Origin of the sequence: Pseudotabrizicola alkalilacus (assembly GCF_003443995.1) — a bacterium.
GTDB classification, from domain to species: Bacteria; Pseudomonadota; Alphaproteobacteria; order Rhodobacterales; family Rhodobacteraceae; genus Pseudotabrizicola; species Pseudotabrizicola alkalilacus.
Map to the genome: position 1 here is coordinate 89,919 of NZ_QWEY01000007.1, position 20,641 is coordinate 110,559.

Consider the following 20,641-nt stretch of genomic DNA (forward strand, 5'->3'; position numbering starts at 1 on the left):
GAATTTTCGGGCAAAGGTTGGTCACTGAGGCTGCTGCGGCATGACTGCAACAGCATCTAGACCGTTCTCTGGACAATATGCAGTGAATTATGGGCGGTAACGTCCGCGTGAACGCTAAATGTAGTAAGGACATTTTTTCCCAGCATTTCCCGGCCTGGCGTGAAAAGTTTACCAACCTGTGCGCGGAGGGGCCACGAAAAATGGTCATATGTGACAGGGAGATGACCCGGAAACGCAAGAAACCGGGGCTTTCACCCCGGTTTCCCAGAAAATCCCGGTTGCGTGATTCGGCGTGATCAGCCTTTCCCGGCCGATCCCGCCGCTGCGCTAAGGGTCAGGCCATGCCACCCGCGATCAGGCGGTGGGCGAGGCGGGCATAGGCTTCGGCCTCGGGCGCGTCGGTGGCGGCGATCGGGGTGCCGCTGTCGCCCGCCTGCCGGACCGCGAGGGTCAGGGGCAACTCGCCCAGGAACGGCAGATCAAGGCGCGCGGCATCGGCCTTGACCCCGCCATGGCCAAAGATCTGCGTCTCGTGCCCGCAGTTGGGGCAGCAGAAGGTGGACATGTTCTCGATCAGCCCCAGCACCGGGGTTTTCAGCTTGAGGAACATATCAAGTGCCTTGCGTGCATCAATCAGCGCCACATCCTGCGGGGTCGAGACCACAATCGCGCCGGTCAGCTGGGTGCGCTGGCACAGGGTCAGCTGAATGTCGCCGGTGCCGGGGGGCAGGTCGATGAGCAGGATATCCAGCTCGCCCCACGCGACCTGCGTGAGCAGTTGCTGCAAGGCCCCCATGATCATCGGGCCGCGCCAGATCACCGCCTCGTCATCCTTGAGCATCAGGCCAAGCGACATCATGGTGACGCCATGCGCGACGATGGGTTCGATGATCTTGCCATCCGGGCTGGCGGGGCGGCGGTTGACGCCCATCATCCGGGGCTGGCTGGGGCCGTAGATATCGGCATCCAAAAGGCCGACGCGCCGGCCTTGCCGGGCAAGGGCCACGGCGAGGTTTGACGATACGGTGGACTTGCCAACCCCGCCCTTGCCCGAGCCGATGGCGATGATGCGGTCGATGCCGGTCAGTTTTTGCGGCCCGCCCTGTTGCGGCGTGGGATGTTGGCCGATTTTCAGGCTGGGCGCGGCAGGTTTGGCGGCGGGACCATGGGCGGTGGTGACGGCCTGGACCGAGAGAACACCCGGCAGCGCACGCACGGCCGATTCGGCCAGCGGCTGCAGGGGGGAAATCTGGCGGGCAAGCTCGGGGCTGGGGGCCTCGATCACGAAGCGCACCGTGGTTCCGCCGGGGGATTCGTCCAGCGTGAGCGCCCGGATCATGTCCTGAGACACAAGGCTTCCGCCATCCGGCAGCCTGATTCCTGCCAGAGCCGCCATCACATCATCGCGCGAGACACCCATTGTTGTTTTCCTTTTGCCTGTCGTTGCAGCACAGTTGCGGTCTTTGCAGCAAAGCTCAAGGATTGCTTGACCAAATGCTCAAATTTTGCGCGAAGCCGCTGTTATTAATGACGTTTCCGTGACGTTTAGCCATGCGACTGCTGCATGGCAGCATTGCGCATCAGGGCTATTGTGCAGTTGCAGCATTTGCCCCATGTTACCCCTAACAACGCGGCAGAACGCTGCAACTGACCTGAACCAAGAGGCTAGAGTGCTATGGCTTATGTAAACTCCTCGCGTGCCGCTTCCTACGGCATTGCTGACCGGGCTGCGGCCATTGTCAAAACCATTCGCGTCGCTCTGGAGCGGCGCCGGGTGTTCAAACTGACTGTCCGTGAACTGCAGGCACTGTCGAACCGCGAGCTGGCTGATCTGGGCATTCACCGCGCCATGATCACCCGTGTCGCCAACGAGGCCGCTTACGGCAAGTGAATTTTCTTTGCGAGACCCCCTCCTCCTCCCTGGGGTCTGTAGCAAAAGCGTCGGTATCAACCTCCTCCCTGATACCGACGCCCTTTAAACCGGAGCACGCGCTCCTATCTGATACGAGCGGTCTCCTCCTCCTCCCTGAGGCCGGTCGGAACAGCGGCACCCTCTCTCCTCCTCCCTGAGGGTGCCGCGGATCATTCGAGGGCCGGACCATCCGGGTTTGCCCCTCACCCCAGTTCGAACGGCTCCTCCTCCTCCCTGAGCCGGTCGGATCAGCGGCGGCCCCCTCCTCCTCCCTGGGGTCGCCGCGCCCGAAATTCGAGGGTTCAACCCTCACCCCAGTTCGAACGGCTCCTCCTCCTCCCTGAGCCGGTCGGATCAGCGGCGGCCCCCTCCTCCTCCCTGGGGTCGCCGCGCCCGAATTCCGGGCGCGGAAGCGCCCACCAAAGTTCGGTCCTACCCCCTCCTCCTCCCTGGGGTCGGATTGAAAAGCGGAACCCGGCACCCCCTCCTCCTCCCTGGGGTTCGGGTTCCCGGATACGCCGGCCCCCTCCTCCTCCCTGGGGTTGGTCGTGAATGATGCGGCGGCGCCCCTCCTCCTCCCTGGGCGTCGCCGTTTTCATTTTCAGGGCTTGCGGTTGCCGGGTTTGGCCGGAATAGTCGCGGCAAACGGGGGTGTTATGCGGATTTCCTTGATTTCAGCAGCCGTTGTCGCGGCGCTGGTCGGCTATGGCTCGACCATCGCGCTGGTGCTGGCGGCGGCTTTGGCGGTGGGCGCGGATGCGGGCCAGACCGCAAGCTGGGTGCTGGCGATTTCGCTGGCCAAGGCGGTGGGTTCGGCCTGGCTGTCGGCGTGGAACCGGGTGCCGGTGGTGCTGGCTTGGTCCACGCCAGGGGCCGCGCTGATAGCGGCGACAACCGGAATCACCATGCCCGAGGCGGTCGGGGCCTTTGTGCTGGCGGGCGGGCTGGTGGCGCTGACCGCAGCGGTGCGACCCTTGGGTCGGCTGGTGGCGTCTATCCCCGATGGCATTGCCGCGGCGATGCTGGCGGGGGTTTTGCTGCCGTTCTGCCTGCGCGGTGCGGGGGCGGCCGAGGCGGCACCGGGGCTGGTGCTGCCGATGGTCGCGGTGTTTGCGCTGGTACGGCTGTGGAATCCGGCGCTGGCGGTGCTGGCTGCTTTGGCGGCTGGGGTGGCTTTGGCCTTTGGCACCGGGGCTGCGCTGTTGCCCGCGCTGGCCTTTCCCGCCCCTGCCCCGGTGTTCGTGATGCCGGAGTGGAATATCGGCGTGCTGATCGGGCTGGGTCTGCCGCTCTATCTGGTGACGATGGCGAGCCAGAACCTGCCGGGATTCGCGGTGATGCGGGCGGCAGGCTATCAGCCGCCGGTGACGCGGGCGCTGGCGGTGACCGGCGGGATTTCCGCCGTGTCGGCGCTGTTTGGCGCGCATACGATCAACATGGCCGCCATCACGGCCGCGATCTGCATGGGCGATGATGTGCACCCGGACCGTGACCAGCGCTGGAAGGTCGGCCTGGCCTATGCGGCGGCCTGGGTTGTGCTGGGGCTGTGCTCGCCGGCGATTTTGGTGCTGCTGGGCGCTTTGCCGCCGCAGGTGATGGTGGCGCTGGTGGCACTGGCGCTGCTGGGGCCGCTGATGGGCGCGCTGACGGGGGCGTTTGCCACGGTGGAGACACGGTTTGCGGCGACGATCACGCTGGCCGTCGGCGGGTCCGGCGTGGTGGTGTTGGGCGTGGGGGCTGCGTTCTGGGGGCTGGTCGCGGGGTTGGTGATCTACGGGCTGGAGCGGGTCAGGCGCGGCTGAGGGCGGCGTTTTGGGCTGCGGTGGGATTTGAGTATTTTTGCCAGGATGAATGGCCAAAGGCAGGTCAGGATGAACCGCCGTCAGAACGGCACGTCATCCACTTGCGCGGCCGGGATGACGAAGCGGGCGACGAGTTTCTTGGGGCCCGCGTGTTCGAAATCAACGTCGAGCTTGTCGCCTTCGATGTCGGTGACTTTGCCGTAGCCGAATTTCTGGTGAAACACCCGGTCGCCGATGGTGAAGGCGGAAATCGCCTCGGCGTCGATGGTGACGTGGCGCGATTCTTTTGGCTGCTGCACCGGGCGGTTGGACTGGCCCGCCTGCAACCTGCGCCAGCCGGGGGAGTTGTAGACATCAGCCTTTGACACCCGCTCCTCCAGCCCGGAGCCGAAGCCCACGGGCGCGGCGGCACCGTAGCCGCCGCCGTAAAGGCCGGGGGGGGTGAGCACCTCGACATGATCGGACGGCAGCTCGTCAATGAAGCGCGAGGGCAGCTGGCTTTGCCACTGGCCATACACCCGCCGGTTGGAGGCGAAGGAGATCGTGCAAATGCGCTCAGCCCGGGTGATGCCGACATAGGCCAAACGGCGTTCCTCCTCGATGCCCTTCAGACCGGATTCATCCATGCTGCGCTGGCTGGGGAACAACCCGTCTTCCCAGCCCGGCAGAAAGACCACAGGGAATTCCAGGCCCTTGGCGGCATGCAGGGTCATGATCGAGATTTTTTCGGACGCCTCTTCGGTCTCATTGTCCATGATCAGGCTGACGTGTTCGAGAAAGCCTTGCAGATTGTCGAACTGTTCCAGCGCCTTGACCAGTTCCTTGAGGTTGTCGAGCCGCCCCGGTGCCTCGGGTGTCTTGTCGTTTTGCCACATGGTGGTGTAGCCGGATTCGTCGAGGATCTGTTCGGCCAGCGCGATGTGGTTGTAATCGGGGTTGAGCGTGACCTGATGCCAGCGATCGACGCCTTCGACAAACTGGCGCAACTGACCGCCGCCCTTGCCGCCGATGGTGGCCTTGGCCACCGCTTCGCGCGCGCCGTCGAGCAGGGGCACGCCAGCAGCGCGGGCAAGTCGCTGGATGTCGCCCTGCGCCTTGTCGCCCAAGCCGCGTTTGGGGGTGTTGATGATGCGCTCGAAGGCCAGATCATCCTCGGGCGAGACGGCGAGGCGGAAATAGGCCATGGCGTCACGGATTTCGAGACGCTCGTAAAAGCGGGGGCCGCCGATGACACGGTAGGGCAGACCGATGGTGAGGAAACGATCTTCGAACGCGCGCATCTGGTGCGAGGCACGCACCAGAATCGCCTGATGATCCAGGCTGACCGGATCAAGGCCACGGGTGCCGCGCTGCAGCGCCTCGGCCTCTTCGCCGATCCAGCGCGCCTCTTCCTCGCCGTCCCAATGGCCGATCAGGCGGACCTTTTCGCCCGGCTCACCCGCCGTCCACAGTGTTTTGCCCAAACGGCCCTTGTTGGCAGAGATGACACCGGAGGCGGCGGCGAGGATATGGGCGGTGGAGCGGTAGTTCTGCTCCAGCTTGATCACGGTCGCGCCGGGGAAATCCTTTTCGAACCGCAGGATATTGCCGACCTCGGCCCCGCGCCAGCCGTAGATCGACTGGTCATCATCGCCGACGCAGCAGATGTTCTTGTGCGATTGCGCCAGCAGACGCAGCCAGAGGTATTGGCAGACGTTGGTATCCTGATACTCATCGACCAGAATGTAGCGGAACCAGCGCTGATACTGGCCCAGCACATCGGGGTGGGCCTGAAAGATGGTGACGCAATGCAGCAGCAGGTCGCCGAAATCGGTGGCGTTCAGGGTGCGCAGACGGTCCTGATAGGCGGCATAAAGCTCGGTGCCCATGTTGTTGAAGCCCGATGCCTCGTTTGACGGCACGTTCATCGGCGTCAGCGCGCGGTTTTTCCAGCCATCGATCATCCCGGCCAACATGCGGGCGGGCCAGCGTTTTTCGTCAATGTCGGCGGCGGCGATCAGTTGTTTGAGCAGGCGGATCTGGTCGTCGGTATCCAGAATGGTGAAATTGGGCTTCAGCCCCGCCAGTTCGGCGTGGCGGCGCAGGATTTTCACCGAGAGCGAGTGGAAGGTGCCCATCCACGGCATGCCTTCGGCCACTTGCCCCAGCAGGCGGCCGACGCGTTCCTTCATCTCGCGCGCGGCCTTGTTGGTGAAGGTCACCGACAGGATCTCATTCGGGCGGGCGCGCTGGGTGTTCAGAAGATGCACGATGCGGCTGGTCAGCGCCTTGGTCTTGCCAGTGCCTGCGCCTGCCAGCATCAGCACCGGGCCATCCAGCGCCTCGACCGCCGCGCGTTGCGCCGGGTTCAGGTCATCAAGGTAGGGCGCAGGCCGTGCGGCCATGGCACGTTGCGAAAGCGGCACGTTTTGCGGTGCGGCGGCGGCCTCGAAGGCGTCGTTTTCATCCCAATCGATCATGGCGCATTTATACGCCGGATTGGCAGGATGAAAAGCGTCTGTTCGTGACTTGTTCACATTTTCGCTGTGGAAAGGCGGGATTTCGCAGGTGCAAACATCTGGCTGCATATTTCGCAAACTTTGCAGTTTGGTAACAGAGCGCCCTTGCGCTGCAGTGCGGCACCAATAGAGTGAGGCGGATTGCCGCGCCCTTGCCGCGCCGCTGCCACGTCTTTGATGGAGTAGACCATGCCCGAGTTCAGCAAGATTCTTGTCGCCAACCGGGGGGAAATCGCGATCCGCGTGATGCGGGCCGCGAACGAGATGGGCAAGAAAACCGTGGCCGTCTTTGCCGAAGAGGACAAGCTGTCGCTGCACCGCTTCAAGGCGGATGAGGCGTACCGGATCGGCGAGGGGCTGTCGCCGGTGGGGGCTTACCTGTCGATCTCCGAAATCATCCGCGTGGCCAAGATGTGCGGCGCCGATGCGATCCACCCCGGCTATGGCCTGCTGTCGGAGAACCCTGATTTTGTCGAGGCCTGCGATCAGGCTGGCATCACGTTCATCGGGCCACGGGCCGAGACGATGCGGGCGCTTGGCGACAAGGCGTCTGCGCGGCGGGTGGCGATCGAGGCCGGGGTGCCGGTGATCCCTGCGACCGAAGTTCTGGGCGAGGATATGGCGGCGATCAAGGCCGAGGCAAAGGCGGTGGGCTACCCCCTGATGCTCAAGGCCAGCTGGGGCGGCGGCGGGCGCGGGATGCGGCCGATCCTGTCGGAAGACGAGCTGGAGACCAAGGTACGCGAAGGGCGGCGCGAGGCCGAGGCGGCATTTGGCAATGGCGAGGGCTATCTGGAAAAGATGATCCAGCGCGCGCGCCACGTCGAAGTGCAGATTCTGGGCGACAAGCATGGCGAGATTTACCACCTGTGGGAGCGCGATTGCACCGTGCAGCGCCGCAACCAAAAGGTGGTGGAGCGCGCCCCTGCCCCGTATCTGACCGAGGCGCAGCGCGCCGAGGTCTGCGAGATGGGCCGCAGGATCTGTGCCCATGTGAATTACGAATGCGCGGGAACCGTCGAGTTCCTGATGGATATGGATGATGAGAAATTCTATTTCATCGAAGTGAACCCGCGCGTGCAGGTCGAGCATACCGTCACCGAGGAGGTGACCGGCATCGACATCGTGCAGGCGCAGATCCTGATTGCCGAAGGCAAGACCCTGGCAGAGGCGACCGGCGTCGCATCGCAGGACGGTGTGAAACTGAACGGTCATGCGCTGCAGTGCCGGGTCACGACCGAAGATCCGCTGAATAATTTCATCCCCGATTACGGGCGGTTGACGGCCTATCGCTCGGCCACCGGCAACGGCATCAGGCTCGATGGCGGCACGGCTTACGCGGGCGGGGTGATCACGCGGTATTACGATTCGCTGCTGGTCAAGGTGACGGCGCATGCGCAGACGCCGGAAAAGGCAATCAAACGCATGGACCGGGCCTTGCGCGAATTCCGGATCAGGGGGGTGGCGACGAACATCGAGTTCGTGATCAACCTGCTGAAGCACCCGACCTTTCTGGATGACAGCTATACCACCAAGTTCATCGACACGACGCCCGACCTGTTCGCCTTTCGCAAGCGGCGCGACCGGGCGACCAAGATCCTGACCTATATCGCCGATATCACCGTGAACGGCCACCCCGAGACGGTGGGCCGCGCCAAGCCTGCGGCCGAGGCCAAGGCGCCCAAAGCGCCGAAGGTGCGGGCGGAACCAGCGATGGGCACTCGCAACCTGCTGGAGCAAAAGGGCCCGCAGGCGGTGGCGGACTGGATGAAGGCGCAGAAAAAGGTGCTGATCACCGACACCACGATGCGCGACGGGCATCAGTCGCTCTTGGCGACGCGGATGCGGTCGATCGACATGATCAAGGTGGCCCCCGCCTATGCCGCCCATCTGCCGCAGCTTTTCAGCGTGGAATGCTGGGGCGGGGCGACGTTTGACGTGGCCTACCGCTTTTTGCAGGAATGCCCCTGGCAGCGGCTGCGCGATCTGCGGGCGCAGATGCCGAACCTGATGACGCAGATGCTGCTGCGGGCAAGCAATGGCGTGGGCTATACCAACTACCCCGACAATGTGGTGCAGGCGTTTGTGAAACAGGCGGCTGAGACCGGGGTGGATGTGTTCCGGGTGTTCGACTCGCTGAACTGGGTCGAAAACATGCGCGTGGCGATGGATGCGGTGCTGGAGGCGAACAAGGTTTGCGAAGGCACGATCTGCTACACCGGCGACCTGCTGGACCCTGCGCGGGCGAAATACGATCTGAAATACTATGTCGAGCGCGCGCTGGAGCTGAAGGGGGCGGGTGCGCATATCCTGGGCCTCAAGGATATGGCCGGACTGTTGAAACCGGCAGCGGCGCGGGTGTTGATCAAGACGCTGAAGCAGGAGATTGGCCTGCCGGTGCATTTCCACACCCACGACACCTCGGGTGCTGCGGCAGCGACGGTGTTTGCCGCCTGCGAGGCCGGGGTGGATGCGGTCGATGCGGCGATGGATGCGTTTTCGGGCGGCACCTCGCAGCCCTGCCTTGGCTCGATTGTGGAGGCGCTGCGCCACACCGAGCGCGATACCGGGCTGGATATCGCCGCGATCCGCGAGATTTCCAATTATTGGGAGCAGGTGCGGGCGCAATATACCGCGTTCGAATCGGGCACCCCTGCCCCGGCGTCAGAGGTCTATCTGCACGAGATGCCCGGTGGCCAGTTCACCAACCTCAAAGCGCAGGCCCGGTCCTTGGGGCTGGAAGAGCGCTGGCCCGAGGTGGCGCAGGCCTATGCCGATGCCAACCAGATGTTCGGTGACATTGTGAAGGTCACGCCGTCGTCGAAAGTGGTGGGCGATATGGCGTTGATCATGGTGGCGCAGGGGCTGAGCCGGGCGCAGGTCGAAGACCCGGCCGTGGAGCTGGCGTTTCCGGATTCGGTGGCCGACATGCTGCGCGGCAATCTGGGGCAACCACATGGCGGCTGGCCGGAGGGCATTCTGAAAAAGGTGCTCAAGGGCGAGACCCCGCTGACCGAACGGCCGGGCAAGACCCTGCCTGCAGTCGATCTGGACGAGGTGCGCGCCAAGCTTTCGCAAGAGCTGCATCTGGGACAGGAAGAGGCTGATGGCGAAATGCTGGATGAGGAAGACCTGAACGGATACCTGATGTATCCCAAGGTGTTCATGGACTACCGCGCCCGCCACCGGCTGTATGGGCCGGTGCGGATTTTGCCGACGCGCACCTTCTTTTACGGCATGACCTCGGGCGAGGAGATCACCGCCGAGATCGACCCCGGCAAAACGCTGGAAATCCGGCTGCAGGCGGTGGGCGATGTGTCGGAAGACGGCGATGTGAAGGTGTTCTTCGAGCTGAACGGCCAGCCCCGGGTGATCCGGGTGCCCAACCGTGCGGTCAAGGCGAAGACCGCCGCGCGGCCAAAGGCGGCCGAAGGCAACGCCGCCCATATCGGTGCGCCGATGCCGGGATCGGTGGCCAGCATTGCGGTCACCGTGGGGCAGAAGGTGCGGGCCGGGGATCTGTTGCTGACCATCGAGGCGATGAAGATGGAAACCGGGCTACATGCCGACCGCGAAGCGGTGGTCAAGGCGCTGCATGTGCAGCCGGGCAGCCAGATCGACGCAAAAGATCTGCTGATCGAGCTGGAATAACCCTTGCATTCCAGAAGCTTGAAGGCCCCGGCGCTGTGCCGGGGCCTTTTTTCATTGGGCCTTTGCCAGTCTTTGCGAAAAATGCGTCGGGGCGTGCATTTTCCTCTTGCAGGCATCCGCGCCATCCCCTAAATCACCGCTTACCGAAACGGTGCGGGCGTAGCTCAGGGGTAGAGCATAACCTTGCCAAGGTTAGGGTCGGGCGTTCGAATCGCCTCGCCCGCTCCATTTCGGTCTGAAAACGGGCAGCTTCGGCTGCCCTTTTTCATTTCCGCCCCCCCGCATTCTACGCGCTTTATTCCGGCTTGTGCATGACCAGAACGGCCGCAAGCGCGAGGCTGACGCCAAGCCCGTCGCGCAGGCCAAAGCTTTCGCGGAACACAAACACGCCCAGCAGGGTCAGCAGGATCAGGGTCGCGGTGGAATAGAGCACCGCCACCATGGCAAGGCTGTGGGTCTGCATCAGCGCATACCAGGCAATCGCCGGGGTGCCATAGCACAGCGCACCAAGGGCGAACTGCGCCGAGCGCAGGCCCTGCGGCGACAGCGTTGCCAGTTTGATCAGGTAGTCACCGAAAACGGTCAGCAAGGTCGCAAGCGCGAGCCAGAACAGAGTGGTCATGAGAACCTCTGGAAATGCAGGGTAAAAACGGTCGTTTTGCTGTGGAATATGAAAAAATGGTGCTGACAGCCCCACCTTCTGTCAAGGCAGGCAAACCTTACCTGCGCAGGGCGATGCGGGGGATTTGGGGTGGGTCGCAGACATGAAAAAACCGCCCGAAGGCGGCTTTCTCGGTTGTCGGTCCCCATCTGGAAAGATGGTGGGTGACCCTGGAATCGAACCAGGCGTGGGTCTCCCCGGCGGAGTTACAGTCCGCTGCCGCACCTTGCAGCTCGTCACCCGACGGGGGCGGAATACCCAAGGGGCCGGGGGGCGTCAAGCACCGAATGCAACGCGGGGCCAAGAGTTTCGGCTTGCGCATCCCCCCTGCCCCGCCGCATTCTGCAAAGCCAGAAACAATGGGCTGCATGATGAAGACCGGAACCACCAAACCGACCTGGGTGATCGACAAGGAACGCGGCAAGCGGGCTGACGCGAAGGAGACTGTCTGGCTGTTCGGCCTGCATGCGGTGCGCGACGCGCTGGTCAATCCGGCGCGTGAAAAGCTGCGGCTTGTCTTGACCAAGAACGCGCTCGACAAGCTGGAAGAGGCGGTGGCGCAATCGGGGATCGAACCCGAGATTGCGGACCCGCGCAAGTTCGACGTGCCGATTGACGACGGCTCGGTGCATCAGGGCGCTGCGATGGAAGTGCGGCCGCTGAACTGGGGCAAACTGGCCGATGTGGCGATTTCGGGCGCAGGTGCGCCGCTGGTCGTGCTGCTGGACAGGGTGACCGATCCGCATAACGTGGGCGCGGTGCTGCGCTCGGCCGAGGTGTTCGGCGCGCGGGCAGTGATCGCCCCCCGCCACCATTCGGCCCCGGAGACCGGCGCACTGGCCAAGACCGCCAGCGGAGCGCTGGAACGCCAGCCCTATCTGCGGGTCGGCAACCTTTCTGATGCGATGCAGGAACTGCGCGACATGGGCTATATCCTGATCGGGCTGGAGGGCGAGGCGGAGCACACGCTGGAAGGCGCGCTCGATCTGGCCAACAAGCGCCCCATCGCGCTGGTGATGGGGGCCGAGGGGCCGGGCCTGCGCGAGAAAACCCGCGAGACCTGCGATTATCTGGCGCGCATTCCCTATACCGGCGCGTTTGGCAGTCTGAACGTGTCCAACGCCGCTGCGGTCTCACTTTATGCCGCCAGCCAGCGGGTGGTTCACAAAAGCGCGACATGAGCTTTAACGCCGCCTTAAAGTTCCTATCTCAATATGACGAGTTGCGGGTTGGAACTCCCGTTTCTCATTCACTGTCCCTCGTTCCGCGACTGGGCGCCCGGGTTCATCCCCGCGGCGCCTTTTTCTTTGTCCGGCTTTCCTGACAGGTGCCCCATGACCGATGCCGAAGATGCCCGCCTTGCCGATATTCTGACCCGCAGCCGCACCATCGCGCTGGTGGGCTGGTCGCCCAAGCCCGAACGGCCCAGCCACCGCGTGGCGGCCTATCTCGCGCGGCAGGGCTATCGGGTGATTCCGGTCAATCCCGGTCAGGCCGGGCAAGTGGCGCTGGGCGAGGTCGTGCGGGCCAGCCTGTCCGAGATCGAGGGGCATGTCGACATGGTCGACATCTTTCGCCGGTCGGAAGAGGCGGGCGCGGTGGTGGACGAGGCGCTGGCGCGGTTTCCCGAGCTGGTCTGCGTCTGGATGCAGCTGGGGGTCGAGGATGAGGACGCAGCGGCACGTGCGCGCGCGCACGGCGTGCAGGTGGTGATGAACCGCTGCCCGGCCATCGAAATCCCGCGGCTGGGGTTGTGAGACGATTTTTCTGCGAAAAATCGGCTGCTTACCCGCGCGCGGCTTTCTCGACGATGCCAGAGGTGCCGTCGCGGCGGTCGAGTTCGGCCAAGACATCGGCCAGCGGCACGTCGCGGGCGGCCAGCATGACCAGCAGGTGGTAAAGCACGTCTGCCGCCTCTGACGCGAGCTTCGCCCGGTCGCCTTTCACCGCTTCGATGATCGCCTCGATTGCCTCTTCGCCGAACTTCTCGGCACATTTTTCCGGGCCCTTGGCGAGCAGCTTGGCAGTCCAGCTGGACTCGGGGTCGGCCCCCTTGCGGGCGGCGATGGTGGCGGCGAGGCGGTCGAGGGTGTGGGGCACGGAGGGGTTGGTCATGTCAGCCTCACGGGGATGCCTGCGGCGGCCATGTGGGCCTTGGCCTGACCGATGGTGAAGGTGCCGAAGTGAAAGATGCTGGCGGCAAGCACGGCAGAGGCGTGGCCTTCGGTCACCCCATCAACCAGATGATCAAGCGTGCCGACGCCGCCGGAGGCGATGACCGGGATACTGACGGCATCGGCAATGGCGCGGGTCAGGGGCAGGTTGTAGCCGCCCTTGGTGCCGTCGCGGTCCATCGAGGTGAGCAGGATCTCCCCCGCGCCTTTGGCCGCGACGGTGCGGGCAAAGGCGACCGCGTCGATGCCGGTGGGTTTGCGGCCGCCATGGGTGAAAATCTCCCATTTGCCGGGGGCGACGGTCTTGGCGTCGATGGCAACCACGATGCACTGGCTGCCGAACCGGTCTGCCGCTTCGGCCACCACATCGGGATTGGCGACGGCGGCGGAGTTGAAGCTGACCTTGTCGGCCCCGGCCAGCAGCAGTGCGCGCACGTCGTGATGCGTGCGCACGCCGCCGCCAACGGTCAGCGGCATGAAGCATTGCTCGGCGGTGCGGGTGACCAGATCGAACATGGTGCCGCGATTTTCGTGCGTGGCGTGGATGTCGAGAAAGGTCAGCTCATCCGCCCCCGCCGCATCATAGGCGCGCGCGGCCTCGACCGGATCGCCCGCGTCGATCAGGTTGACGAAGTTCACGCCCTTGACCACGCGGCCATCGGCGACATCAAGGCATGGGATGATGCGGATTTTCAGCATATGCGGACCCTAGCGCGTGTGGTTGGGCGGGGAAAGGGGGGCGCTGCCCCCCGCGCTATGCGCTCCCCCCGGAGTATTTGGAAAGCAGCAATCAGGATTTCAGGGCTTTGAGGGCGGTGGCGAGGTCGATGGCCCCGTCGTAGAGGGCGCGGCCGGAAATGGCCCCGGCGATGACGCCGGTTGCCTGGAGCGCGGTGAGGTCGGCCATCGATGAGACGCCGCCGCTGGCGATCACCGGAATGGTGACGGCGCGCGCCAAAGCCTCTGTCGCGGCGATGTTGGGGCCCTGCATCGCGCCGTCGCGGTCGATGTCGGTGTAGATCAGCGCGGCGACGCCGGCATCTTCAAAGCTGCGGGCCAGATCGGTGGCCTGCACGGTGGTCTCCGTGGCCCAGCCTTTGGTGGCGACAAAGCCCTTGCGGGCGTCGATGCCGACGGCGACCTGACTGGGAAAGGCGCGGGCGGCCTGCTTCACCAGATCAGGATTTTCGACCGCCACGGTGCCGAGGATGACACGGGCGAGGCCCTTTGACAGCCACATCTCGATCGTGGCCATGTCGCGGATGCCGCCGCCGAGCTGGGCGGGCACGCTGATGCGCGCGAGGATCGCCTCGACCGCCGCCGCGTTGACCGGCTGGCCTGCAAACGCACCGTTGAGGTCAACAAGGTGCAGCCAGTCGCAGCCTGCGGCCTCGAACGTCGCGGCCTGTGTCGCCGGGTCATCGCCAAAGACGGTGGCAGCGGACATCTCGCCGCGCAGCAGGCGCACGCATTGGCCGTCTTTCAGGTCGATCGCGGGATAGAGGATCATGGCACACCCTTTCTGGCTTTGCCCCCCTTTGGCATGGCAGACGCGCGATGCCAAGAGGCGCGCGACCCCACGTCATGCTTGCAAGGATGGGGGTGGATTGCGGATGCTTTGTGCAGCTTCAGGGAGGAGCCCGGAATGAACAGATTCGCGCAACGGGTGGCACTGGCTGCCGCCATGATTTTCACCGCTTCCACCGCCTTTGCCGATCCGGCAGTCGGCATCTGGAAGACCAAGCCGGATGACAACGGCAATTTTGGCCATGTGCAGGTGCAGGCCTGCGGCGCTGCCGTTTGCGGCACGCTGGTCAAGGCCTTTGACGGGGCTGGCAAGGAGATCAAATCCGCCAATGTCGGCAAGCGGATCATCTGGGATATGCAGGCCAAAGGCGGTGGCGCTTACGGCGATGGCAAGGTCTGGTCGCCGGATCGCAACAAGACCTACAACGCCAAGATGGTGTTGCAGGGCAATGGTCTGGCGATTTCCGGCTGTGTGCTGGGGATCTGCCGTGATGGCGGCACCTGGAGCCGGGTGAAGTAAGCAGATTTCGGGTTTGACAATGGGCGCAGGGCAAAGAGGAGTGCCTGCGCCTTCTTGTGTTATGAAGGTCAGCCGAACACTGACCAGCCGGTGGCGCGGCCGAGGTGTTCCATTGCCTCGGCCCCGAGTTTGGAATTGCCCTGCGCGTTGAGGCCGGGGGACCAGACCGCGATGCTGGCACGTCCCGGGGCGATGGCGAGGATGCCGCCGCCGACCCCGGATTTTCCCGGCAGGCCAACGCGATAGGCGAAATCGCCCGAGGCGTCGTAATGGCCGCAGGTCAACATCAGTGCGTTGATCCGGCGGATGCGCGACGGCGAGACGGGGCGCGGGCAACCGGGCAGCCCTGCCAGAAAGCGCCCGGCGCGGGCGAGTTGCACGCAGGACATTTCCACCGCGCATTGGTGGCAATAGGTGCCGATGGTCAGCGCGGTGGGGTTTTGCAGATTGCCATGGGCGGCCATGAACTCGGCGAGGGCCGTATTGCGGTGCGCATGGGCGAGCTCAGAGGCGGCGACCGATTTGTCGATGTGGATGTTGTCATCCTCGGCCGCCATGCGCAGGAATTGCAGCAGTTCGGCCAGCACGTCGCGGGGTTGCAGACCCTGCAGGATCGCATCGGTGACGGCGATGGCCCCGGCGTTGATGAAGGGATTGCGCGGGATGCCGCGGTCGTGTTCGAGCGAGACGATGGAGTTGAATGCGGCCCCCGAGGGTTCGCGCCCGACCCGCTGCCACAGCGCATCGCCAAGCCGGCCAAGGGCAATGGCAAGGGTAAAGACCTTGGAGATTGACTGGATCGAGAACGGGGTGGCGGCGTCGCCGGCGCTCAGCTGCTGGCCATCCGGCAGGCACAGCGCGATGCCGAACTGATCCGGGCTGACGCGACCCAGCTCGGGGATATAGGTGGCGGGCTGGCCGCGATCGGTCGCAGCCGCCATGGAATGTGCGATTTCGTCAAGGATCAGCTGCAAATCAGCCGGGTTTACGGTTTCCATTGCAGAAAATTGGCAATGAGGCGCAGGCCGGTGGCTTGCGACTTTTCCGGGTGGAACTGGGTGCCGACCATGGTGCCGCGCCCGATGATGGCGGTGACATCGCCCGCGTAATCGACATGGGCCAGCCGCTGCGCCGGATGGGTGACGCGGAAGTGATAGGAGTGGACGAAATAAGCGTGATCGCCGGTCTCGATCCCCGCCAGCACCGGATGGGGGTTGTCGATCACCAGATCGTTCCAGCCCATATGCGGGACTTTCAGGCCCGGATCGGCGGGGGTGATCTTTACCACCTCGCCCGGCACCCAGTCAAAGCCGCGTGTCTCACTGTATTCGCGGCCCCAGCTCGCCATCATCTGCATGCCGACGCAGATGCCGAGGAAAGGCCGGGCCTTGTGGGTCACCGCCTCTTCGATCGCCTCGAACAATCCGCCGACATCGCCCAGCGCCCGGCGGCAAGCCGGGAAAGCGCCGTCGCCGGGCAACACGATGCGGTCGGCGCGGGCGACATCCTCGGGGCGCGAGGTCACGAGGATCTCGCCACCACCGGTCTCTGCCGCCATGCGCTGGAACGCCTTTTCGGCGGAGTGCAGGTTGCCGCTATCGTAATCGACGAGGACGGTGAGCATGATCCTGGGCCCTTGCGCCCGGCGGGACTGTGGGAGCCTCCGGCGGGGATATTTGAAGACAGAAAATGGGTTAGAGCGCGCCTTTGGTCGAGGGCAGCTGGCCCGCCATGCGGGGATCGGGTTCGACCGCCATGCGTAGAGCGCGGGCGACGGATTTGAAGGCGGCCTCGGCGATGTGGTGGCTGTTCAGCCCGTGGATGCGGTCGACATGCAGGGTGATGCCGCCATGTGTGGCAAAGGCCTGAAAGAACTCGCGCACCAGCTCGCTATCAAAGGTGCCGATCTTGGCAGTCGGAAAATCCACGTTCCAGACGAGGAACGGCCGCGCCGACAGGTCGAGCGCGCAGGAGATCTGGGTGTCATCCATGGCGAGCGCGAAGTGACCGTAGCGGCGGATGCCGGTCTTGTCGCCAAGCGCGCGGGTCAGCGCCTGACCCAGCGCGATGCCGCAATCCTCGACCGTGTGGTGGTCGTCGATGTGCAGGTCGCCCTTGGCGCGCAGGGTGATATCGATCAGGGAATGGCGGGCAAGCTGGTCGAGCATGTGGTCGAAAAAGCCGACGCCGGTGTTCACATCATACTGGCCGGTGCCGTCGAGGTTGATCGCGACGGTGATCCCGGTCTCGGCGGTCTGGCGGGTGATTTCGGCGGTGCGCATCGGCGTGCCCTCGCGTTTGGGTTCGCGGCCTTATAGGGCGGCGCGGGCGCGATGGGAAGCGATCAGCGCGGCGCAGGCCAGCATCAGCCCCGAGACCGTGGCGATCATGCCAGAGGCCGAAAGCGTGAAGGGCAGCCCCGCCCAGAGCGGCGCATAGCCGGCAAGGATATAGCCGAGCAGCGCCGAGGCGACGGCGAAGCCGAGCGAGGCCATGAGCTGCGACGGCAGCGTCCGCGTCAGCAGCCGGGCCGAGGCGGCGGGGCAGATCAGCATGGCGATGGTGAGAATCGAGCCGACAGCCTGAAACGCCGCGACAGCGGCGAGCGCGGTGGCTGCGGTCAGGCCAGCGCGCAGCCAGGCCACCGGGATGCCCTGGGTCTGCGCGAACACCGGATCGAAGGTGGCGAGCACCAAGGGCCGCCAGACCAGCCGCAGCGCCAGACCCAGCCCCGCCGCGATCAGCGCCAGGCGCCAGAGCTCGGGCGGGGCGGCCCCCAGCCAGATCAGGCTTTCCAGATTGCCATAGAGCGCGTGTTCGACATCAAGGTGCACGCCCGAGGTGCCGGTGGTTTCCAACAGCACCACACCCAGCGCGAACATCGCGGTGAAGACCACGGCCATCGCCGCCCCCGGCTCCATCTGCGCGCGGCGGGTGACGAATTCGATCAGCAGGGCCGAGAGACCTGCGGCGGCAAGGGCCCCTGCCCCCATCACCACGCCGCTGCCCGATCCGGTCAGCAGGAAGGCGGCGACAATGCCCGGCAGCACCACATGGCTCATCGCGTCGCCCAGCATGGCGCGGCGCGACAGCAAGAGGAAATTTCCGGGCAACACGCAGGCGACAGCGGCAAGCGAGGCGATCACCATCGGCGGCAGCGAGAGATAGAGGAATTCATCCATCGCGGTGCCCCCGGATCAGCAGCGTGAGCGCAAAGACGCCCGCCGCCAGCAGCACGATGACCGGGCCGGTGGGCAGGTCGGGCACCGAGGCCGAGATCGCGGCCCCCACATAGCCACAGGCGGCCCCGATCAGCGCCGAAAGCGTGGCGGTGCCGGTGACGGTCGTGCTCCACATCCGGGCGGTGACGGCAGGGGTGACCAGCAGGGCCACGATCAGGATCAGGCCGGTCACGTTCAGCCCGACCAGCACGACAGCCAGCACCAGCGCCATCAGTGCCGCATCCATCCGGCGCGGGTTGACGCCCATCATGCTTGCATGCAGCGGGTCAAAGGCGACCATGGCGAGGGGGCGACGCAGCGCCCAGAGGGCCAGGCTGACCGCCAGACCGCCAAAGCCGATCACCAGCGCGTCGGCACGCAGCATTCCGGCAGTGGAGCCCAAGAGCACGGATTCCAACCCTGCCGGGCGGCCGGTGCCAAGGCCTTGGATCAGCGTGAGAATGACAATGCCCGCGCCGTAAAAGCTGGCCAGCACCGCGCCGGTGGCGGCATCTTCGTGCATCTGGCGCGCCAGCCGCTGCACCGCCCACAGGCCCGCCCCAGCGGTGAGGGCTGCACCCAGCATCAGCCCCGGCAGAAAGCGGCCATCGCCGCCCAAGCTCACCATCGCCAGAAAGGCCAGCCCGATTCCCGGCAATGTGGCATGGGCCATCGCATCCGACATCAGCGCCCGGCGGCGCAGGGTCAGGAACGCCCCCGCCGCCCCCGCAGCTGCGCCAAGGAGCGCAGCCCCGAGGCTGACCAGAACGGAGTTGTACCCGCCTTGCAGCATCAGGGCCTGCCAGATCATACGGCAGAGCTCCCGGTCGGGTCCAGCATCAGGGCGGGACCGTAAGCCTGCGCCAATGCGTCGCGGGTAAAGGTCTCGGCCACCGGACCCTCGGCCAGCGTGCGGCGGTTCATCAGAACAACCCGGTCAAAATAGGCGGCCACGGTGGTCAGGTCGTGATGCACGGCGATGATGGTGGCCCCGCCGTCGCGCAGCGATTTCAGCACCGAAATGATCGCGGATTCCGTGGCGGCATCGACCCCGGCAAAGGGCTCATCCAGCAGGAACAGGTCTGCCCCCTGCGCCAGAGCGCGGGCCAAGAACACCCGCTGCTGCTGGCCACCCGACAAGGCCCCGATCTGACGGCGGGCAAAATCCTGCATGCCGACCCGGGCCAGTGCGGCCATCGCATGCGCCGTCATCCGACGGTCGATCCGGCCCAGCAGCCCGGTTTTGCGGTAGCAGCCCATCAGCACCACGTCGATCACCCGGACCGGAAAGCTCCAGTCCACTGCCGCGCGTTGCGGCACATAGGCAATGCGGGGCATCGCCTGCGCGACTGGGCCGCCAAAGGCGCTGACCGCGCCCTCGGCCTCGACCAGCCCGAGCACCGATTTCAGAAAGGTGGATTTGCCTGCACCATTGGGGCCGATGATCGCTGTCATGCTGCCGGTGGGAAAGCGCGCGGTCGCGCCATCCAACGCCAGCACATCATTGTAGCGCAGGGTCAGCCCCTGCACCTGCAAGGCGCACCTGTGTCCGGCGTCACCCCCGGCCTGCATCAGCCATGTGCTCCCTGCATCCTCAGCCATCCGAGCCCAGCACCCCCAGCGCGCCGCGTTCCGGTGCGTCGCCCCCCAGCGCGCGGGCGATGGTGGTGGCGTTGTGATCCATCATGCCGACCCATGTGCCCTCATAGCTGCCCTCGGGCCCCATTGCATCCGAAAACAGCTCGCCGCCGATGCGGACGGTGTGGCCCTTGGCCGCCGCCCCTTCGATCAGCGCACGCAGGGCGCGGTCAGAGACCGAGCTTTCGACAAAGACCGCCGGCACGCGCCGGTCGACCAGCAGATCGACCAGTTCGGCGATGCGCGACAGCCCGGCCTCGGATTCGGTGGAAATGCCCTGCACCCCCTCCACCTCCAGCCCGAAGGCACGGCCGAAATAGGCAAAGGCATCATGCGCGGTGACCAGCAGCCGGGATTCGGCCGGGATCGTGGACAGCACCTTGTTGGCATAAAAGCCGATGGCGGTGATCGACTCGCGGTAGGCCACGCCATTTGCCGCAACATCGGGCGCAAATTCGGCGAGCGTCAGCTCCATCGCTTGCGTGACCTGCGCCCAGAGCGTGGGATCAAACCAGATATGCGGGTCGGGGCGGTCGGGATAGGCCGGATCAGACAGCAACACATCGGCAGGCAGTGTCTCGGCCACTGCCAGAACGGTGGATTTCTCTGCCAGCCCCGTCATCAGCTTGGCAAACTGCGCCTCAAGGTTCAGCCCGTGCCAGAGCACCAGATCGGCGCGCGACAGGGTCAGGATGTCGTTGCGCGTCGGGCGGTGGCCGTGCGGGTCCATCCCCGGCCCGATCAATGCGGTCACCGGCAGGCCGGTCAGAGCGCGGGCGGCGTCGGCGATCATCCCGGTGGTGGCCACGATGGACGGGGTATCGGCAAAGGCGAGGCGTGGGGCAAAGGCCCCGGCTATCAGCCCCAGAAACGTGCGTCGCGCCAGCATAGCAATACTTCCTGCGTGTTGTCCTTGTCAGTCTCAATTTATGCGAATTAGTCGCAATGTCAATCTAATTGCGAACGATTCTCAAAATGGCCGCCGCTGCGACGGTGCGGGGCGGGCTTTCCCGATGCCGGAAATCCCGCTAGACAGA

At 65.0% G+C, this 20,641-nt stretch carries 19 protein-coding genes and 2 tRNA genes; 7 read left to right on the top strand and 14 right to left on the bottom strand.

The features are described 5' to 3' along the window. Nucleotides 1–334: 334 nt before the first annotated feature. Nucleotides 335–1,420, bottom strand: a complete 1,086-nt coding sequence (locus D1012_RS13345; protein ID WP_118153031.1) for an Mrp/NBP35 family ATP-binding protein — start codon at nucleotides 1,418–1,420, stop codon at nucleotides 335–337. A 255-nt stretch (nucleotides 1,421–1,675) separates the two neighbouring features. On the opposite strand from D1012_RS13345, the gene D1012_RS13350 reads away from it, so the two are divergent. Both D1012_RS13350 and D1012_RS13355 read left to right on the top strand, forming a co-directional pair. Continuing rightward, nucleotides 1,676–1,891 carry a DUF1127 domain-containing protein gene (locus D1012_RS13350; RefSeq protein WP_118153033.1) on the top strand — a complete coding sequence of 72 codons (216 nt, stop codon included), beginning with the start codon at nucleotides 1,676–1,678 and terminating at the stop codon, nucleotides 1,889–1,891. Nucleotides 1,892–2,568: 677 nt separating this feature from the next. Next, complete coding sequence (locus tag D1012_RS13355; protein WP_118153035.1) at nucleotides 2,569–3,714, top strand: benzoate/H(+) symporter BenE family transporter; 1,146 nt, start codon at nucleotides 2,569–2,571, stop codon at nucleotides 3,712–3,714. An 80-nt stretch (nucleotides 3,715–3,794) separates the two neighbouring features. Here the strand turns inward: D1012_RS13355 and D1012_RS13360 are convergent, their stop codons facing one another. Then, on the bottom strand, nucleotides 3,795–6,173 hold the full coding sequence (locus D1012_RS13360; RefSeq protein ID WP_118153037.1) for an ATP-dependent helicase: 2,379 nt from the start codon (nucleotides 6,171–6,173) through the stop codon (nucleotides 3,795–3,797). A gap of 228 nt (nucleotides 6,174–6,401) precedes the next feature. Here D1012_RS13360 and D1012_RS13365 point away from each other — a divergent pair, with 228 nt between their 5' ends. Next, on the top strand, nucleotides 6,402–9,863 hold the full coding sequence (locus tag D1012_RS13365; RefSeq protein WP_118153039.1) for a pyruvate carboxylase: 3,462 nt from the start codon (nucleotides 6,402–6,404) through the stop codon (nucleotides 9,861–9,863). A 153-nt stretch (nucleotides 9,864–10,016) separates the two neighbouring features. Continuing rightward, nucleotides 10,017–10,091 (top strand) — tRNA-Gly (locus D1012_RS13370). 67 nt (nucleotides 10,092–10,158) lie between these two features. Here D1012_RS13370 and D1012_RS13375 read toward each other — a convergent pair. Next, nucleotides 10,159–10,485, bottom strand: a complete 327-nt coding sequence (locus D1012_RS13375) for a hypothetical protein (RefSeq protein ID WP_118153041.1) — start codon at nucleotides 10,483–10,485, stop codon at nucleotides 10,159–10,161. Between the two features lie 197 nt (nucleotides 10,486–10,682). After that, nucleotides 10,683–10,766, bottom strand: a tRNA-Tyr gene (locus D1012_RS22680). 129 nt (nucleotides 10,767–10,895) lie between these two features. Between D1012_RS22680 and rlmB the strand changes: the two genes are divergently transcribed. Then, nucleotides 10,896–11,705, top strand: a complete 810-nt coding sequence (gene rlmB / locus D1012_RS13380; protein WP_118153347.1) for a 23S rRNA (guanosine(2251)-2'-O)-methyltransferase RlmB — start codon at nucleotides 10,896–10,898, stop codon at nucleotides 11,703–11,705. A 153-nt stretch (nucleotides 11,706–11,858) separates the two neighbouring features. After that, a complete protein-coding gene (locus D1012_RS13385) occupies nucleotides 11,859–12,281 on the top strand; it encodes a CoA-binding protein (RefSeq protein WP_118153043.1) in 423 nt (140 codons plus the stop codon). A gap of 28 nt (nucleotides 12,282–12,309) precedes the next feature. Here the strand turns inward: D1012_RS13385 and D1012_RS13390 are convergent, their stop codons facing one another. The 3 genes from D1012_RS13390 to hisA all read right to left on the bottom strand — a co-directional run bounded on the left by D1012_RS13390 (nucleotide 12,310) and on the right by hisA (nucleotide 14,208). Continuing rightward, nucleotides 12,310–12,639 (bottom strand): phosphoribosyl-ATP diphosphatase, encoded by a 330-nt coding sequence (locus tag D1012_RS13390; protein WP_118153045.1) that lies wholly within the window; start codon nucleotides 12,637–12,639, stop codon nucleotides 12,310–12,312. Next, complete coding sequence (hisF, locus tag D1012_RS13395) at nucleotides 12,636–13,397, bottom strand: imidazole glycerol phosphate synthase subunit HisF (protein ID WP_118153047.1); 762 nt, start codon at nucleotides 13,395–13,397, stop codon at nucleotides 12,636–12,638. Before hisF ends, D1012_RS13390 begins: the two co-directional genes overlap by 4 nt. A 91-nt stretch (nucleotides 13,398–13,488) precedes the next feature. Continuing rightward, the gene (gene hisA / locus D1012_RS13400) at nucleotides 13,489–14,208 is read right to left on the bottom strand and encodes a 1-(5-phosphoribosyl)-5-[(5-phosphoribosylamino)methylideneamino]imidazole-4-carboxamide isomerase (protein ID WP_118153049.1); all 720 of its coding nucleotides are present in this window, start codon (nucleotides 14,206–14,208) and stop codon (nucleotides 13,489–13,491) included. 135 nt (nucleotides 14,209–14,343) lie between these two features. Here hisA and D1012_RS13405 point away from each other — a divergent pair, with 135 nt between their 5' ends. Beyond that, nucleotides 14,344–14,745 (top strand): DUF2147 domain-containing protein, encoded by a 402-nt coding sequence (locus D1012_RS13405; protein ID WP_118153051.1) that lies wholly within the window; start codon nucleotides 14,344–14,346, stop codon nucleotides 14,743–14,745. 68 nt (nucleotides 14,746–14,813) lie between these two features. Here the strand turns inward: D1012_RS13405 and D1012_RS13410 are convergent, their stop codons facing one another. From D1012_RS13410 to D1012_RS13440, 7 genes are all read right to left on the bottom strand, one after another. Beyond that, nucleotides 14,814–15,743, bottom strand: a complete 930-nt coding sequence (locus D1012_RS13410) for a glutaminase (RefSeq protein ID WP_118153053.1) — start codon at nucleotides 15,741–15,743, stop codon at nucleotides 14,814–14,816. Then, nucleotides 15,731–16,369: an imidazole glycerol phosphate synthase subunit HisH gene (gene hisH / locus D1012_RS13415; RefSeq protein ID WP_118153055.1), complete on the bottom strand. Its 639-nt coding sequence runs from the start codon at nucleotides 16,367–16,369 to the stop codon at nucleotides 15,731–15,733. Before hisH ends, D1012_RS13410 begins: the two co-directional genes overlap by 13 nt. A gap of 70 nt (nucleotides 16,370–16,439) precedes the next feature. Next, on the bottom strand, nucleotides 16,440–17,027 hold the full coding sequence (gene hisB / locus D1012_RS13420) for an imidazoleglycerol-phosphate dehydratase HisB (RefSeq protein WP_118153057.1): 588 nt from the start codon (nucleotides 17,025–17,027) through the stop codon (nucleotides 16,440–16,442). A gap of 30 nt (nucleotides 17,028–17,057) precedes the next feature. Continuing rightward, nucleotides 17,058–17,927, bottom strand: coding sequence for a metal ABC transporter permease (locus tag D1012_RS13425; protein WP_118153059.1), 870 nt, complete (start codon nucleotides 17,925–17,927; stop codon nucleotides 17,058–17,060). Next, nucleotides 17,920–18,777: a metal ABC transporter permease gene (locus D1012_RS13430; protein ID WP_118153061.1), complete on the bottom strand. Its 858-nt coding sequence runs from the start codon at nucleotides 18,775–18,777 to the stop codon at nucleotides 17,920–17,922. Before D1012_RS13430 ends, D1012_RS13425 begins: the two co-directional genes overlap by 8 nt. Beyond that, complete coding sequence (locus D1012_RS13435; RefSeq protein WP_118153351.1) at nucleotides 18,774–19,538, bottom strand: metal ABC transporter ATP-binding protein; 765 nt, start codon at nucleotides 19,536–19,538, stop codon at nucleotides 18,774–18,776. The genes D1012_RS13430 and D1012_RS13435 overlap by 4 nt, the downstream gene beginning before the upstream one ends. 22 nt (nucleotides 19,539–19,560) lie before the next feature. Then, nucleotides 19,561–20,493, bottom strand: coding sequence for a metal ABC transporter solute-binding protein, Zn/Mn family (locus D1012_RS13440; protein ID WP_118153063.1), 933 nt, complete (start codon nucleotides 20,491–20,493; stop codon nucleotides 19,561–19,563). Nucleotides 20,494–20,641: the final 148 nt, after the last annotated feature.